We start from the raw sequence: 14379 nt of genomic DNA, 5'->3' as shown, positions 1-14379 counted from the left end.
ACGAAAAATGCCTATAGCCCTGCGCGACTCAATAACTATCTCACTAGGAAGCGAGAACAATAACGATGAATGCCGCACTCAAAACCTTCGCCCCCAGCGCACTCGCCCTGCTGCTGATCCTGCCATCCAGCGCCTCGGCCAAAGAAGCCGAAACCCAACAGAAGCTGGCCAACGTGGTCATCCTCGCCACCGGCGGCACCATTGCCGGCGCCGGCGCCAGCGCAGCCAACAGCGCCACTTACCAGGCTGCCAAGCTGGGCGTCGACAAGCTCATCGCCGGCGTGCCAGAACTGGCCGACATCGCCAACGTACGTGGCGAGCAAGTGATGCAGATCGCCTCCGAGAGCATCAGCAATGACGACCTGCTGAAGCTGGGCAAGCGCGTCGCCGAGCTGGCCGAAAGCAAGGACGTGGACGGCATCGTCATCACCCACGGCACCGACACCCTCGAAGAAACCGCCTACTTCCTCAACCTGGTAGAGAAGACCGACAAGCCAATCGTGGTGGTCGGCTCGATGCGTCCGGGTACCGCCATGTCCGCCGACGGCATGCTCAACCTGTACAACGCCGTGGCCGTAGCCAGCGACAAGCAGTCGCGTGGCAAGGGCGTGCTGGTGACCATGAACGACGAGATCCAGTCCGGCCGCGATGTGAGCAAGGCGGTCAACATCAAGACCGAAGCCTTCAAGAGCGCCTGGGGCCCGATGGGCATGGTGGTGGAAGGCAAATCGTACTGGTTCCGCCTGCCGGCCAAGCGCCATACGGTCAATTCCGAGTTCGATATCAAGCAGATCAGCAGCCTGCCGCAGGTGGACATTGCCTATGGCTATGGCAACGTCACCGACACCGCCTACAAGGCGCTGGCACAGAACGGCGCCAAGGCGCTGATCCATGCCGGTACCGGCAACGGTTCGGTATCGTCGCGGGTAGTCCCGGCGCTGCAAGAACTGCGCAAGAACGGCGTGCAGATCATCCGCTCGTCGCATGTCAACCAGGGTGGTTTCGTACTGCGTAACGCCGAACAGCCGGATGACAAGAACGACTGGGTCGTGGCTCACGACCTGAACCCGCAAAAAGCGCGGATCCTGGCGATGGTGGCAATGACCAAGACCCAGGACAGCAAAGAGCTGCAACGCATCTTCTGGGAGTACTGATCAACCCCCCATGGCCGGTGCCCCACATCACCGGCCATGCTTCCTTTCCAGATCAACCCGCCCCGCCGCCACTCAACTGGGGCTCGCATCAGCGGGTTTCTTCTCTGGCTTGCGCAAGCGGCTCTATTTGTAATCTCTCGGATCAACGCCCCACTTCTTGAGTCGAGACGCCAAGGTTGTGGGCTTCAACCCCAGCAATTGCGCAGCACCACCCTCGCCGGAGACTTTCCCTGCTGTTCGTTTGAGCACAGAGATCGCATTCAGCTTCATCTGCCGCTCCCAGTCTTTGTCGGCAGTCGGCTCAGGCTGGCATTGTGCAATTGAAGATACTGGGCCACTGGACGGGCCGTTTGGCGCCAGAACCTCATGAAAGCTCACGCGACCGTCTCGGGAGACGATGGTCTGTCGCTCAATCACATTTTGAAGCTCGCGGATGTTGCCTGGCCAGGCGTACTGCTGAAGCACCGCGACTTGGGTCAGCGACATGCGAATGCCCGGCTTGTTAAACGCCAGGCTAGCCCTTTCAAGAAAATGGCTGGCGAGCAACGGAATGTCCTCAAGTCGCTCCCGCAAGGGCACCGAGCGTATAGGGAACACATTCAAGCGGAAGTATAAATCTTCCCGGAACGCCCCTCGGGCGACCATATCGCGCAGGTCACGGTTCGTTGCGGCGATAACTCGCACATCAACGGCCCTGGTGCGATTGTCGCCTACAGGCTCAAACTGGCGGTCCTGTAGAACACGGAGCAACTTGCTTTGTAGCTCCAGCGGAATCTCTCCCACCTCATCGAGAAACAAGGTTCCGCCGTCTGCCAACTCAAAGCGACCCACTCGGTTGCTGACCGCTCCGGTGAAGGCCCCTTTGAGGTGGCCGAAGAACTCGCTCTCGAACAATTCACGGGGCACCGCGGCGCAATTGACCCGAATCAGAGGGCGGTCGCGCCGGGGGCTGCTGGCATGAATCGCGCGAGCCACAAGCTCCTTACCCGTGCCTGACTCGCCGGTGACCAACACGTTGGCGTCGGTAGCTGCGACCAGGTCGATCTGCTGTAACAGATGCTTGACCGCTGGGCTTTCGCCGACGATCTCGTGGTGATTGCCGTGGGCGTTGATTTCCTCCTGCAAGTATTGGTTTTCCATCTCCAGCCGAGTCTTCAACTGCTCTACTTCACTTAGCGCATCGCGCAGGCGCGCTTCAGTGCGCTGTCGTTCGCGGATGTCCCGAAACAACACCACCGCCCCCACCAGCCTTCCCATCTCGAAGATTGGAGTGCTGGTGTACTCGACGGCGATTGGTTCGCCGCTCTTGTGCCAGAACACCTCGTGGTCCACGCGATGAACTTGTCCATCGCTGAACGAAGCATGGATGGGGCACTGATTGACCTCGAACGCACGTCCGTCGCTATGGCTGTGGTGGAACAAATGGTGGGCATCCTGGCCAATCATGTCGACGGCACTCCACCCCAAAATACGCTCGGCGGCGGGGTTGATGAACGTGGTCTGGCCCCGGGTATCGAGCCCATAGATGCCCTCGCCAACTGCACCAAGAATCAGCCGGTTTTGCTGCTGGATGCGCTCGAACACCTGGCTGATCCGCTCCCATCCCACGTGACCCAAACGGTGTTGGCGGCGCGCCTCTGCACGGTTACGGCGCTGCTCCAGAAGGTCCCGGCGCTGCACCGCCAGTACAATTTTCCCGCCATCAACCGCGCTAGCCGAAACCTCCACCGCTATTTGCCGCAGTTGCAGATCCACCAGCAGCAGGTCGTCCGACCACGCTTCGCCTTGAGTCAGCACCTCATCCGTAAAGCTCACCCACAGTGCGATTCCCCCTCGCAGAAAATGGCTAAAGGCATGACCGGGCAGCTCATTTGCGGCGCAGCCCAGTAAATCAAGCGCGGCGTTGTTGGCTTGCAGTACCCGATCATCTACCGGGTGGATTAACAGCATGGCAACGGCGGAGTCGGCAGCGACTCCGAGGGCGACGGCGTCTGTCACAGATGCATATCCTTCAGCCGATTTTCACGAAATTTCGTAAACAATATTACGAGAGTTCGTAATTCACGAAATTTCGTCAATCCAAATCGCTATCAATAAAAAATAAACTAATAAAATCAGATAGTTAAAAAATAATGGAGATTGGCACATCTCTCGCTATGGGTGTGTTCACCTTAAACCCAACTGCGGGAGCAGAAATAATGGACAAACTTGAAATGCATCACCTGATCATGGCCGCGAAAGCACGCAAGGGCCTGAGCTGGGATGATCTTGCCAACGCAGTGGGCAAGGCCCCGGTATGGCTTGCATCGGTCTGCTACGGCATGAACAGCGCGCCGCGGGAAGTGGCAACGCATCTTTGCGAGGTATTGGAGCTGGATGATCAAGTCGCCACCACCTTAACCGCTTTCCCAGTCAAGGGCTGGGACAAGTCCATCCCTCAAGACCCGCTGATCTATCGACTGTACGAAGTCGTGGGCGTCTATGGCCCGACCCTGAAAGACGTGATCCAGGAAAAATTTGGCGACGGCATCATGAGTGCCATCGACTTTTCCATGCATGTCGAGCGAATCGAAGACCCCAAAGGCGACCGGGTTCTGTTGACCCTCAATGGCAAGTTCTTGCCATACCGTTCCTGGTAAACCCATCCAACCCTCGGCACCCCTCAGGGGTGCCGCCTATGACCCGCAACTGAGGGAGCCGCCATGTCTTATCTGCTACCCACCGACTTTGTCACCAAGATGCTCGATGCCGGCGCATCAAAGGTCCACATGTCCACTCGCGACACACTGATCCGCAGCTACATGGCCGGGGCAATTCTGGCCCTGGCTGCCGTATTCGCAGTGACCATCGCAGTACAGACAGGCTCAGCCCTGCTAGGCGCAGTACTGTTTCCGGTTGGTTTTTCAATGCTCTACCTTATGGGCTTCGACCTGCTCACTGGGGTCTTCATGCTCACCCCGCTGGCATTACTGGACAAACGTCCCGGGGTCACCGTTAGGGGAATTCTGCGCAACTGGGGCCTGGTGTTCGTCGGCAACTTCGCCGGCGCCCTTACGGTCGCCTGCATGATGGCCTTCGTCTTTACCTATGGTTTCCATGCTTCCCCCGGTGCCGTGGGAGAGAAAATTGCCAGCATCGGTGAGGCCCGCACCTTGGGTTACGAGCAATACGGGCTGGCAGGCTGGTTGACGATCTTCCTGCGTGGCGTGCTGTGTAACTGGATGGTGTCGATGGGCGTGGTCGGCGCGATGATCTCCACCTCTGTGAGCGGCAAGGTGATCGCCATGTGGATGCCGATCATGCTGTTTTTCTTCATGGGCTTCGAGCACTCGGTCGTGAACATGTTCCTGTTCCCTTCCGCAATGATCATGGGCGGCGACTTCTCGCTCATGGACTACCTGGTGTGGAACGAAATCCCCACCGTACTGGGCAACCTGGTGGGCGGCCTGGCCTTCACAGGCCTGACGCTGTACGGCACCCACATCCGTACGGCCGCGAAGAAAGCCACCAGCGCAACAACCTGCTGAAGCGATAAAGAAGGCAGGCAGCCTCAGTCGCCGCCTGTCTCACTTCATACCCAGGACAAAAAAGAGGTTTTGCTTTGCACTGCTACTAACCCGAACATCGTTTACATTTCAGAACGGTGTCATGGCTTACGGACCAACGCTGGATTTCCCCTGACAAGCTGTTGCGAATTTACTTACAGTGAAATACTGTATGCACATACAGCAAAACAAGGAAATTCCTGTGTCCAGCACCGCCTCCGCCACCCCGAGCAGCTATGAACAGCTGGGTGTACGCATCCAGAAGATCATCAACAGCCCCACCGCCCAGCGCAGCCGTGCGGCGCTGATCTTCCGCCTGGAACAGGAAAGCCCGGATGACTGGGAGACCCTGCTTCAGGAGATCGCAGAAAACGACAACGTCACCCTCGCCCATCGCGACGATGGCGGCGTGCAGATTTTCTGGACCGTACCGAAGGAAGATTGACGGCGCATGAGAGTTTCGCTTTTCGCAGCAGCTTGCCTGTTACTGACCACTCCGCTTGTTCAAGCCGACGCCCCGCGCACCTTCCAGGAGGCCAAGAAGGTCGCCTGGAAGCTCTATGCGCCGCAATCGACCGAGTTCTATTGCGGCTGTAAATACAAAGGCAACAAGGTCGACCTGGCATCTTGCGGCTATGCCCCACGCAAGAACGCCCAGCGCGCGTCGCGCATCGAGTGGGAACACATCGTACCCGCCTGGCAGATCGGCCATCAGCGCCAGTGTTGGCAGAGCGGCGGGCGCAAGCAGTGCTCGCAGCATGACGAAGTGTACCAACGCGCCGAAGCCGACCTGCACAACCTGGTGCCAAGCATCGGCGAGGTCAACGGCGACCGCAGCAACTTCAGCTTCGGCTGGCTACCAGAACAACGCGGCCAGTATGGCCGCTGCCTGACCCAGGTCGACTTCAAGGCCAAGAAGGTGATGCCGCGCCCGTCGATCCGCGGCATGATCGCCCGCACCTACTTCTACATGAGCAAGCAGTACAACCTGCGCCTGTCCAAACAGGACCGCCAGCTGTTCGAAGCCTGGAACAAGACCTACCCGCCGCAAGCCTGGGAGCAGCAACGCAACCAACAGGTCGCCTGCGTGATGGGGCGAGGAAACGCGTTCGTGGGGCCGGTCAACCTCAAGGCGTGCGGTTGATCCTCAGGCCAGCGCCTGTAAGTAGGCACTGGCTTGGCGATAACGGGCCAGCCGCGCCAGGTCGGCGGGGCCCGGGCAAGGGATGCGCGAGAGGTCGCTGTTGTCGGCCAGATCGGCCAGCTTGACGGTGCGCGCCAACGGGTCTTCGCCCAGGCGCACCACGAAATCCTGGTAAGGCTCGCCTTCGCGGCGGCTAAGCGCCAGCAACGCAGCCAGGATTTTCAGCGCGAAGCCCTCACGCGCCAGGTCGGACAGGGTCAGCGGGGTGTCTTCGATCACATCGTGAAGCACCGCCACAATCCGCTGCTCAGGTGTGGAAACCCGCATCATCACGCGTAACGGGTGGAGGATATAAGCAGCCCCACCCTTATCGTATTGCCCTTCATGCGCCCTGGCGGCCACGGCAATGGCCCGCTCCAGTGTAGACATGAGGCCCTCCCCGTTTGGCATCTCCCAACCCAAGCATAGCCAAACTTGTGTGAACAGCGCCTGACACAAGCCTTGGCCGCGGCGCCACTGTACTGGCTTAGGCTCTGTACGATAAGCCTTGATACTTGGTCATGCTGCGTCTCAAGACTTCTCGAACAGACCCTAGCGTGCTGCGCCGTGCTGGATGACCACCGAATCGGTACCCAGCTTGGCCATCACTTCGTCCCTGCGCGCTTGCGCTTCTTCGCGGGTGGGGAACGGCCCCATCAGCACCACCGGCTTGCCGTCACGGTACTCCACCGAAGACGGGATGCCCTTTTCGATCAGGCGCGCCGTCATATCGCTGAGTGCGCCCATGTTGGCGCCCTGTACCACTTCCACATCCCACCCCTGGGGCGCCGGCTGGTCTGCCAGCGCCTCGGCACGGCGCTGCAGGTCGGCTCCGCCGCAGAGCTCACGGATACGCAGGTTGTTGCCGGTTTCGTCAACGATGATGTCGTACTGGCCATCGCGCTTGATCGCCACGTAGCTGCGGTAGGCTTCGTACTGCCCGGCATCGTCCTTGCCACGGACCTGACCGCAGATGGTGCCCTGGGTGTCGATCCGCACGTTGCCGAACTTGGCGGTCTTGGGGTTATGCAGGTGTTCGGCCACCTGCTTGTGCACGCCTTCGACCTCGTTCTCACAGCCCGCCAGGGCGAGCACTGCCATTACCACAGCCAGTTTGCGCACGCGTGTACCTCCAGATTCGAAGGGGCGGATTCTAGCACGCCGGGTATGCCCCGAACCGCGACCAAACGTTACACGCTGCTTCGGGCGCAAATGCAAAAAGGGCGATCATTTCTGATCGCCCTTTTTCGATTTGGTAGGCACAATTGGACTCGAACCAACGACCCCCACCATGTCAAGGTGGTGCTCTAACCAACTGAGCTATGTGCCTGTCGTGTGGTGCGCATTCTACGCATTACAAAAACTCTGTCAACACTTTTTTTCGCGCTAACCCACTGAATCTTAAACTCTTTATAGAGAGGCTGGCTGAGGGGGCCCCGTAAAGGATTTTCACCAGACGACTAGCGGGTGTTTATTATTATTGATAGCATCGGTACATTCGTTAAAAATATAAAACACGAGGTTCCTGCAGCATGGCTAACACCCCCTACCCCCAGTCCTACTACGCCGCCTCGGCCAACCCGGTGCCGCCACGTCCGGCGCTGCAGGGTGAGGTGGAAACCGATGTGTGCATCATCGGTGCCGGCTACACCGGCCTGTCCAGCGCCCTGTTCCTTCTGGAGAACGGCTTCAAGGTGAGCATCGTCGAAGCGGCCAAGGTCGGCTTCGGCGCATCGGGCCGCAACGGCGGCCAGATCGTCAACAGCTACAGCCGCGACATTGATGTCATCGAACGCACCGTCGGCCCCAAGCAGGCACAACTGCTGGGCCACATGGCCTTCGAGGGCGGGCGCATCATTCGTGAACGCGTGGCCAAGTACAACATTCAGTGCGACCTGAAAGATGGTGGCGTATTCGCTGCCCTTACCAGCAAGCAGATGGGCCACCTGGAATCGCAAAAGCGCCTGTGGGAACGCTTTGGCCATAATCAGCTGGAGCTGATGGACCAGAAGCGCATCCGCGAAGTGGTTGCCTGCGACAGCTACATCGGCGGCATGCTCGACATGAGCGGCGGCCACATCCACCCGCTGAACCTGGCCCTGGGTGAAGCTGCCGCGGTCGAGTCGCTGGGTGGCATCATCTATGAGCAAACCCCGGCCGTGCGCATCGAACGCGGTGCCAACCCGGTCGTGCATACCCCGCAGGGCAAGGTCCGCGCCAAGTTCATCATCGTTGCCGGCAACGCCTACCTGGGCAACCTGGTACCCGAGCTGGCCGCCAAGTCCATGCCATGCGGCACGCAGGTGATCACCACCGAGCCACTGGGCGAAGAACTGGCACGCACCCTGCTGCCGCAGGACTACTGTGTCGAGGATTGCAACTACCTGCTCGACTACTACCGCCTGACCAGCGACAAGCGCCTGATTTTCGGTGGCGGCGTGGTGTACGGCGCGCGTGACCCGGCCAACATCGAGGCGATCATCCGCCCGAAAATGCTCAAGGCCTTCCCGCAGCTGAAGAACGTGAAGATCGACTACGCCTGGACCGGTAACTTCCTGCTGACCTTGTCGCGCCTGCCGCAGGTTGGCCGGATTGGCGACAACATCTACTACTCGCAGGGTTGCTCGGGCCACGGCGTGACCTATACCCACCTGGCGGGCAAGGTGCTGGCCGAGGCCCTGCGCGGCCAGGCAGAGCGTTTCGACGCCTTCGCCGGCCTGCCGCACTATCCGTTCCCGGGTGGCCAGATGCTGCGTGTGCCGTTCAGCGCCATCGGTGCCTGGTACTACAGCCTGCGCGATCGCCTGGGCTTCTGATGTAAGCAGGCCTGGCCTCTTCGCGGGCACGCCCGCTCCCACAGAATTTGTGCAGGTTGCATGGTTTCTGTGGGAGCGGGCGTGCCCGCGAAAGGGCCGGGACAGGCAATACTACTTGTTCAGGCTATTCACAGCCTGCTTCGCTGCAACCTCCTGCCCCGCCCGCGCCAGCTCATCGGCGGCCTGCAACCAGCGCTGACGATCCACTTGGGCCGGTAGCTGCCGTGGTGGCTGCACCAAAACCGCCCAACTCCCTTGCTTCGCCCACGCCGAGGCAAACTCGTCGAACGCCATCACCTGCCGCCGGTGCATGCCTGCGCGCAGCAGCACCCGCTGCTTGTAGCGGTCATAACCGATCAAAACGGCATAACGGGGCTCGCCCCACCAGGCCGAACCGTCCTCGTAACGCAGCAGCACCGGGTTGCCCGCCGCCACTTGGGTCAGCAGCGCGTCCAGCTGTTGGTCCAACGGGTACACGACCATGCCGTACTCCCGCGCAACACGGGGGATGCCGGTGCCCAGCGCTTCAACGCCCTGGGGCAGGTTCAGCGGCTTGTCCAGCAGCCCTGGCGTGATTGGCGCCCCCTGCTGCGACAGCACTGCCGCCAGCGCCATGGCCCCGCTGTGGTTGGCGTTGCCACGGTAGAACGGCACGCTGCTGATCTCGACTCGCTGCGGCAGGCCCTTGAGGTTGCCGTGCGGTGCGCTGGCGCAGCCGGCCAGGGTGGCAGCCAGCAGGCAGGCCGCCAGTAGCCGCCGGGGGGCAGCCTTGAAGGAATGTTGCTCCATGGACACTCGCTTGTTCCAACGCCAGGCAGGCAGCGCCCGGCTCTGGCCACCGATCATAGGTCCGACAGCGGCGCGGGTATAGTCCGACAGCGCCTTGGAGCGAATCGGCCCTAGAGATAGACCATTGTTCGATGGAACGTCACAGACGAAGGGCTAGACTAAAGCAGTGTCTGGAAGGTAAACGCGGGCCAATCAAGCGCTTGCCGCAAAGATGGAGGCACAGATGAGCCTGACCATGGCAATTCTCATGCTGGTAGGCATGTGGCTGAGCGTCGCAGCCGCCATGCTGTGGGGTGTACTGCGTATCGTGCGGCGTCATGCACACCACCTGCCACCGCAGGCACCCGCCAAGCCACAGCCAGTAAGGCGGGCGCGGCGGCATGCCGGGGTGAGCTAACCTCAGGATTTCCCGAACCCCACTCACTGACAAGCCCGCTGCACAGGTATTCGCAATGTCAGTGCCACGCGAGGTACCTGTGGAAGCGGGCTTGTCCGCGAAAGGGACGCGAAGCGCCCCTTTTTTACATCAACCTTCAGCCGCCTCACGCTTCAGACGCGCTCGGCGGGCCAGAATGTTGAGGACCTCGATAGCCGTCGAGAACGCCATGGCCGCATACACATAGCCCTTGGGTACATGGGCGCCAAAGCCTTCGGCGATCAGCGTCATGCCGATCATGATGAGGAAGCCCAGCGCCAGCATGACCACGGTCGGGTTGTCGTTGATAAAGTTGGCCAGCGGGTCGGCGGCCACCATCATCACGATCACAGCCGTGATAACGGCGATAATCATGATGGGCAGGTGCTCAGTCATGCCCACGGCGGTGATGATGCTGTCGACCGAGAAGACGATGTCCAGCAGCAGGATCTGGAAGATCGCCGCAGCAAAGCCCAGGGTCACCGTGGAGGAGACTTTGGCTTCCTCCTTGGCGCCATGCGGGTCGACGTTTTCGTGAATTTCCTTGGTCGCCTTCCACAGCAAGAACAAACCACCGGCAATCAGAATCACATCCTTCCACGAGAAGGCGTTGCCGAACACTTCGAACACCGGGTCGGTCAACTGGACGATCCAGGCCACGGTGCTGAGCAAGGCCAGCCGCATGACCAAGGCCATGCTGATACCGATACGCCGCGCCTTGGAGCGGTACTCCACCGGCAGTTTGTTGGTCAGGATCGAGATGAAGATCAGGTTGTCGATGCCCAGTACAACTTCCATGGCCACCAGCGTAGCCAGGGCAACCCAGGCGGTAGGGCTAGCGGCGAGTTCCAGCAAATATTCCATTGTTCAAATCCTGCAGCAGCGGTTGGGGTCAGATTTCCTGGGTTTCTTCTTTCTTCTCGGCATCCTTGGGCTTCTGCCCTTCGCCGCCGATGGCTTCGCTCAGCGCCTGCTGGGCAGCCTTGTTGGTGTCGTCGATGGCCTGCTTGGCCGACTGCGCGGCCTGGTCGAGCATCTGCTGGGCGGATTTCTCGGCCTGGTCGCAGCCTGCCAGGGTGAACAGGGCCAAAGCCAGCACCAAGGGGGTGCCAATGGATTTGAGTTGCAGCATGGTGTCCTCGCTTGAAATAACCCGGCGGCGCATGGCGCCTGATAGCCGTGCATTCTAGAGACGGCAATAGTTCAGGAAAATTCGTATTTTCATGGCATATACTTCGGTTTTTACGAATCGGAACGACCGACGGTGCTTAACTATCGCCAGCTGCATTACTTCTGGGCCGTGGCCAAGACGGGCAGCATCACCCGCGCCAGCCAACAGCTGAACCTCACACCACAAACCATTAGCGGGCAGATCACCCTGTTCGAGCAAACCTACGGCCTGGAACTGTTCCAGCGCGCCGGCCGGCAGCTGGAACTGACAGAAACCGGCCGTCAGGCCCTGGTGTATGCAGAGCAGATGTTTCAGATCGGCAGCGAGCTCGAAGCCATGCTGCGTGCCGGCCCTCAGGAGCAGATCCTGTTCCGTGTGGGGGTGGCTGACGTAGTGCCCAAATCCATTGTCTACCGCCTGCTGGCACCGACCATGGACCTGGAAGAGGTGCTGCGCATCAACTGCCGCGAAGACAAACTTGAGCGTTTACTGGCAGACCTGGCTATTCAGCGCCTGGACCTGGTGATTTCCGACAGCCCCATGCCTAACCACCTGGACATCAAGTGCTACAGCCAAAAGCTGGGCGAGTGCGGGCTGAGCTTCTTCGCCACCCCGGCGCTGGCACAACGGCTTGAAGGCCCTTTTCCAGCTTGCCTGCAGGATGCTCCGCTGCTGGTTCCCGGCCAGGAGACCGTGGTAAGCAGCCGCTTGCTGCGGTGGCTGGGCGAGCAGCAGGTGCAGCCACGGATCGTGGGGGAGTTCGATGACAGTGCCTTGATGCAAGCGTTCGGGCAGTCGGGCAGCGGCATTTTCGTTGCGCCCAGCGTAATCGCCGAGGAGGTGTGCCGTCAGTATGGCGTGCAACTGATCGGGCAGACCGAGGCCGTGCACGAGTCGTTCTACGCCATTTCGGTGGAGCGCAAGGTCAAGCACCCAGGGATCGTGGCGATTACCGAGGGGGCGCGGCGGGAGTTGTTTCACTGGTAGCCATCCAAGCCTCATTGACTAGCAACAAGGCGCGCCGTGCCCACCAGGTGCTCTATGGTAAAGTCCGCCCTTTCCAGATTCCGAGATACCGCTGCACATGACCCCTCTCCTCCGCTTCCTCAACCGCACCAGCCTGGTGACTCAGATCGTCATCGGCCTGCTCGCTGGCATCGCCCTCGCCCTGCTGGCACCTGCCATCGCCCGCGACCTGGCCTTTCTTGGCAAGGTGTTTGTCAGCGCCCTGAAGGCGGTTGCGCCCGTGCTGGTGTTCATCCTGGTCATGGCTTCGGTCGCCAACCATCGTCACGGCCAGGAAACCCACATTCGCCCGATCCTCTGGCTGTACCTGCTGGGCACCTTTGCCGCAGCAGTGGTGGCCGTGGTTGCCAGCATGCTGTTCCCGTCGCACCTGGCACTAAGCACCAGCGAAGCCTCGCTGAGCGCGCCAGGCGGCATCACCGAGGTGCTGCAGAACCTGCTGCTGAGTGCGGTAGACAACCCGGTCAATGCCCTGCTCAATGCCAACTTCATCGGCGTGCTGACGTGGGCCATCGGCTTGGGTGTGGCCCTGCGCCACGCCGGCGAAACCACCCGTACCGTGGTCGAAGACCTGTCCACGGGTGTAACCCTGATCGTGCGCGTGGTCATCCGCTTCGCCCCGCTGGGCATCTTTGGCCTGGTCAGTTCCACCCTGGCCCAGTCGGGCCTGGACGCGCTGCTCGGCTACCTGCACCTGTTGGCGGTACTGATCGGCTGCATGCTGTTCGTGGCGCTGGTGATGAACCCGCTGATCGTGTTCTGGAAGATTCGCCGCAACCCCTACCCGCTGACACTGCTGTGCCTGCGTGAAAGCGGCATTACCGCGTTCTTCACCCGCAGCTCGGCCGCCAACATCCCGGTGAACCTGGCGTTGTCGGAACGCCTTGGCCTGCATGAAGACACCTACTCGGTGTCGATCCCGCTGGGCGCGACCATCAACATGGCCGGTGCGGCGATCACCATTACCGTGCTGACCCTGGCCGCCGTGCATACCCTGGGTATCCAGGTGGACCTGCCGACTGCCGTGCTGCTCAGCGTGGTGGCGGCAGTGTGCGCCTGCGGCGCCTCGGGCGTGGCTGGGGGTTCGCTGCTGCTGATTCCGCTGGCGTGCAGCCTGTTTGGCATCCCTAGCGAAATTGCCATGCAGGTGGTTGCGGTGGGCTTCATCATCGGCGTGTTGCAGGATTCTGCCGAAACGGCGCTGAATTCTTCGACCGATGTGCTGTTCACCGCGGCGGCGTGTCAGGCCCAAGAGCGGCGTAACGGCTAAGCGGGCCGGGGCCGCTTTGCGGCCCCAATTGCCTTACGCGATCGCATTACCTACCCTAGTGGCCTTTCCCCAGCCACGAGACAGGGCCATGTCAGAACACGAAACCGCAGGTGAAGGCCGCTTCAACAGCATCGAGGTCCGCGTTCTCGGCTCGCTGATCGAAAAGCAGGCCACCAGCCCGGAAAGCTACCCACTGACCCTCAATGCCCTGGTCCTGGCCTGCAACCAGAAGACCAGCCGCGAGCCGGTGATGAACCTCACCCAAGGCCAGGTCGGCCAGGCCCTGCGCGTCCTCGAAGGTCAGGGCATGACCCGCCTGCAGATGGGCAGCCGTGCCGACCGCTGGGAACATCGGGTAGACAAGGCACTGGAGCTGGTGCCAGCGCAGTTGGTGCTGATGGGCCTGATGTTCCTGCGGGGCCCGCAAACCCTCAACGAACTGCTGACCCGTAGCAACCGCCTGCACGACTTCGACGACACCGAGCAGATCCAGCATCAGCTGGAGCGCCTGATCTCGCGGGGCCTGGCCTTGCACCTGCCACGCCAGGCCGGCCAGCGTGAAGACCGCTACACCCATGCCTTGGGCGACCCAGCGGAAATCGAGGCAATTCTCGCTGCACGGCAGCAAGAAGGCGGCGGGCGCAGTGGCGGCAGTGTGTCAGAAGAACGCATCGAGGCCCTCGAAGCCCGCATTGCGGCGCTGGAAGCACGCCTGGCCGAGCTGGAAGGCTGAGCCTTCACGGCTCGGGGTCGGGGAAATTGCGGCAGCTTTTGCGCTCGGCCAGCTCCCGGTCAGTGGGGCGCTGGTCGACGAACACAGCGCGACCGTCGGCGTAGATTTCCAGGTAGCCCCAGTGCAGGTCCTGCTCTTGCTGTCCGGGCTGTGGGGGGACTAGCCACCAGGGTTCGCGGCTGATCAGGGTCATGGGTGTGATTCCTGAGGGGTCTGCAGTAAGCATAGACACCTTCAGGTGCTGCTTTGCTTGCACCGGCCCTTTCGCGGGTGAACC

17 protein-coding genes and 1 tRNA gene are annotated in these 14379 nt (G+C 60.9%); 10 read left to right on the top strand and 8 right to left on the bottom strand.

Annotated features, from left to right (window positions below; translation table 11 throughout):
* Nucleotides 1-65: 65 nt before the first annotated feature.
* A complete protein-coding gene (locus AC3WLP_RS06095; RefSeq protein ID WP_003250634.1) occupies nucleotides 66-1154 on the top strand; it encodes an asparaginase in 1089 nt (362 codons plus the stop codon).
* Nucleotides 1155-1277: 123 nt separating this feature from the next.
* On the opposite strand, the gene AC3WLP_RS06090 is transcribed toward AC3WLP_RS06095, so the two are convergent.
* Nucleotides 1278-3152: a sigma 54-interacting transcriptional regulator gene (locus AC3WLP_RS06090; protein ID WP_088512872.1), complete on the bottom strand. Its 1875-nt coding sequence runs from the start codon at nucleotides 3150-3152 to the stop codon at nucleotides 1278-1280.
* 200 nt (nucleotides 3153-3352) lie between these two features.
* Here AC3WLP_RS06090 and cynS point away from each other — a divergent pair, with 200 nt between their 5' ends.
* From cynS to AC3WLP_RS06070, 4 genes are all read left to right on the top strand, one after another.
* On the top strand, nucleotides 3353-3793 hold the full coding sequence (cynS, locus tag AC3WLP_RS06085) for a cyanase (protein ID WP_017147724.1): 441 nt from the start codon (nucleotides 3353-3355) through the stop codon (nucleotides 3791-3793).
* A gap of 63 nt (nucleotides 3794-3856) precedes the next feature.
* A complete protein-coding gene (locus AC3WLP_RS06080; protein WP_004574329.1) occupies nucleotides 3857-4681 on the top strand; it encodes a formate/nitrite transporter family protein in 825 nt (274 codons plus the stop codon).
* Between the two features lie 220 nt (nucleotides 4682-4901).
* Nucleotides 4902-5144 (top strand): DUF1654 domain-containing protein, encoded by a 243-nt coding sequence (locus AC3WLP_RS06075; RefSeq protein WP_004574330.1) that lies wholly within the window; start codon nucleotides 4902-4904, stop codon nucleotides 5142-5144.
* A gap of 6 nt (nucleotides 5145-5150) precedes the next feature.
* Complete coding sequence (locus tag AC3WLP_RS06070) at nucleotides 5151-5843, top strand: endonuclease (RefSeq protein WP_014860898.1); 693 nt, start codon at nucleotides 5151-5153, stop codon at nucleotides 5841-5843.
* 3 nt (nucleotides 5844-5846) lie between these two features.
* Here AC3WLP_RS06070 and AC3WLP_RS06065 read toward each other — a convergent pair whose 3' ends face one another.
* From AC3WLP_RS06065 to AC3WLP_RS06055, 3 genes are all read right to left on the bottom strand, one after another.
* Nucleotides 5847-6272 carry a hypothetical protein gene (locus AC3WLP_RS06065; RefSeq protein WP_003250560.1) on the bottom strand — a complete coding sequence of 142 codons (426 nt, stop codon included), beginning with the start codon at nucleotides 6270-6272 and terminating at the stop codon, nucleotides 5847-5849.
* Nucleotides 6273-6434: 162 nt separating this feature from the next.
* Nucleotides 6435-7004 (bottom strand): SPOR domain-containing protein, encoded by a 570-nt coding sequence (locus AC3WLP_RS06060; RefSeq protein ID WP_012052893.1) that lies wholly within the window; start codon nucleotides 7002-7004, stop codon nucleotides 6435-6437.
* Between the two features lie 131 nt (nucleotides 7005-7135).
* A tRNA-Val gene (locus AC3WLP_RS06055) sits at nucleotides 7136-7212 on the bottom strand.
* A gap of 202 nt (nucleotides 7213-7414) precedes the next feature.
* Between AC3WLP_RS06055 and AC3WLP_RS06050 the strand changes: the two genes are divergently transcribed.
* The gene (locus AC3WLP_RS06050) at nucleotides 7415-8698 is read left to right on the top strand and encodes an NAD(P)/FAD-dependent oxidoreductase (RefSeq protein ID WP_003250557.1); all 1284 of its coding nucleotides are present in this window, start codon (nucleotides 7415-7417) and stop codon (nucleotides 8696-8698) included.
* A gap of 111 nt (nucleotides 8699-8809) precedes the next feature.
* On the opposite strand, the gene AC3WLP_RS06045 is transcribed toward AC3WLP_RS06050, so the two are convergent.
* Nucleotides 8810-9544, bottom strand: coding sequence for a peptidase C39 family protein (locus tag AC3WLP_RS06045; protein ID WP_012052895.1), 735 nt, complete (start codon nucleotides 9542-9544; stop codon nucleotides 8810-8812).
* A gap of 166 nt (nucleotides 9545-9710) precedes the next feature.
* Between AC3WLP_RS06045 and AC3WLP_RS06040 the strand changes: the two genes are divergently transcribed.
* Nucleotides 9711-9884 carry a hypothetical protein gene (locus tag AC3WLP_RS06040; RefSeq protein ID WP_012052896.1) on the top strand — a complete coding sequence of 58 codons (174 nt, stop codon included), beginning with the start codon at nucleotides 9711-9713 and terminating at the stop codon, nucleotides 9882-9884.
* Between the two features lie 129 nt (nucleotides 9885-10013).
* Here AC3WLP_RS06040 and AC3WLP_RS06035 read toward each other — a convergent pair whose 3' ends face one another.
* Together AC3WLP_RS06035 and AC3WLP_RS06030 are read right to left on the bottom strand one after the other, a co-directional pair.
* Nucleotides 10014-10766 (bottom strand): TerC family protein, encoded by a 753-nt coding sequence (locus tag AC3WLP_RS06035; protein ID WP_003250551.1) that lies wholly within the window; start codon nucleotides 10764-10766, stop codon nucleotides 10014-10016.
* 28 nt (nucleotides 10767-10794) lie between these two features.
* A complete protein-coding gene (locus AC3WLP_RS06030; protein ID WP_003250549.1) occupies nucleotides 10795-11034 on the bottom strand; it encodes a hypothetical protein in 240 nt (79 codons plus the stop codon).
* A gap of 132 nt (nucleotides 11035-11166) precedes the next feature.
* On the opposite strand from AC3WLP_RS06030, the gene nhaR reads away from it, so the two are divergent.
* From nhaR to AC3WLP_RS06015, 3 genes are all read left to right on the top strand, one after another.
* Nucleotides 11167-12060 (top strand): transcriptional activator NhaR, encoded by an 894-nt coding sequence (nhaR, locus tag AC3WLP_RS06025; protein WP_004573709.1) that lies wholly within the window; start codon nucleotides 11167-11169, stop codon nucleotides 12058-12060.
* A gap of 97 nt (nucleotides 12061-12157) precedes the next feature.
* Nucleotides 12158-13369, top strand: a complete 1212-nt coding sequence (gene sstT, locus AC3WLP_RS06020) for a serine/threonine transporter SstT (RefSeq protein ID WP_014753754.1) — start codon at nucleotides 12158-12160, stop codon at nucleotides 13367-13369.
* Nucleotides 13370-13457: 88 nt separating this feature from the next.
* Entirely contained in the window at nucleotides 13458-14102 is a 645-nt protein-coding gene (locus AC3WLP_RS06015; protein ID WP_012052900.1) for a YceH family protein, read from the top strand.
* Nucleotides 14103-14106: 4 nt separating this feature from the next.
* Here AC3WLP_RS06015 and AC3WLP_RS06010 read toward each other — a convergent pair whose 3' ends face one another.
* Nucleotides 14107-14295: a hypothetical protein gene (locus AC3WLP_RS06010; RefSeq protein WP_012052901.1), complete on the bottom strand. Its 189-nt coding sequence runs from the start codon at nucleotides 14293-14295 to the stop codon at nucleotides 14107-14109.
* Nucleotides 14296-14379: the final 84 nt, after the last annotated feature.

Source organism: Pseudomonas sp. FW305-E2 (assembly GCF_058782925.1).
The sequence above is the reverse complement of the archived record's forward strand: the minus strand, read 5'-3'. Positions and strand labels throughout refer to the sequence as shown.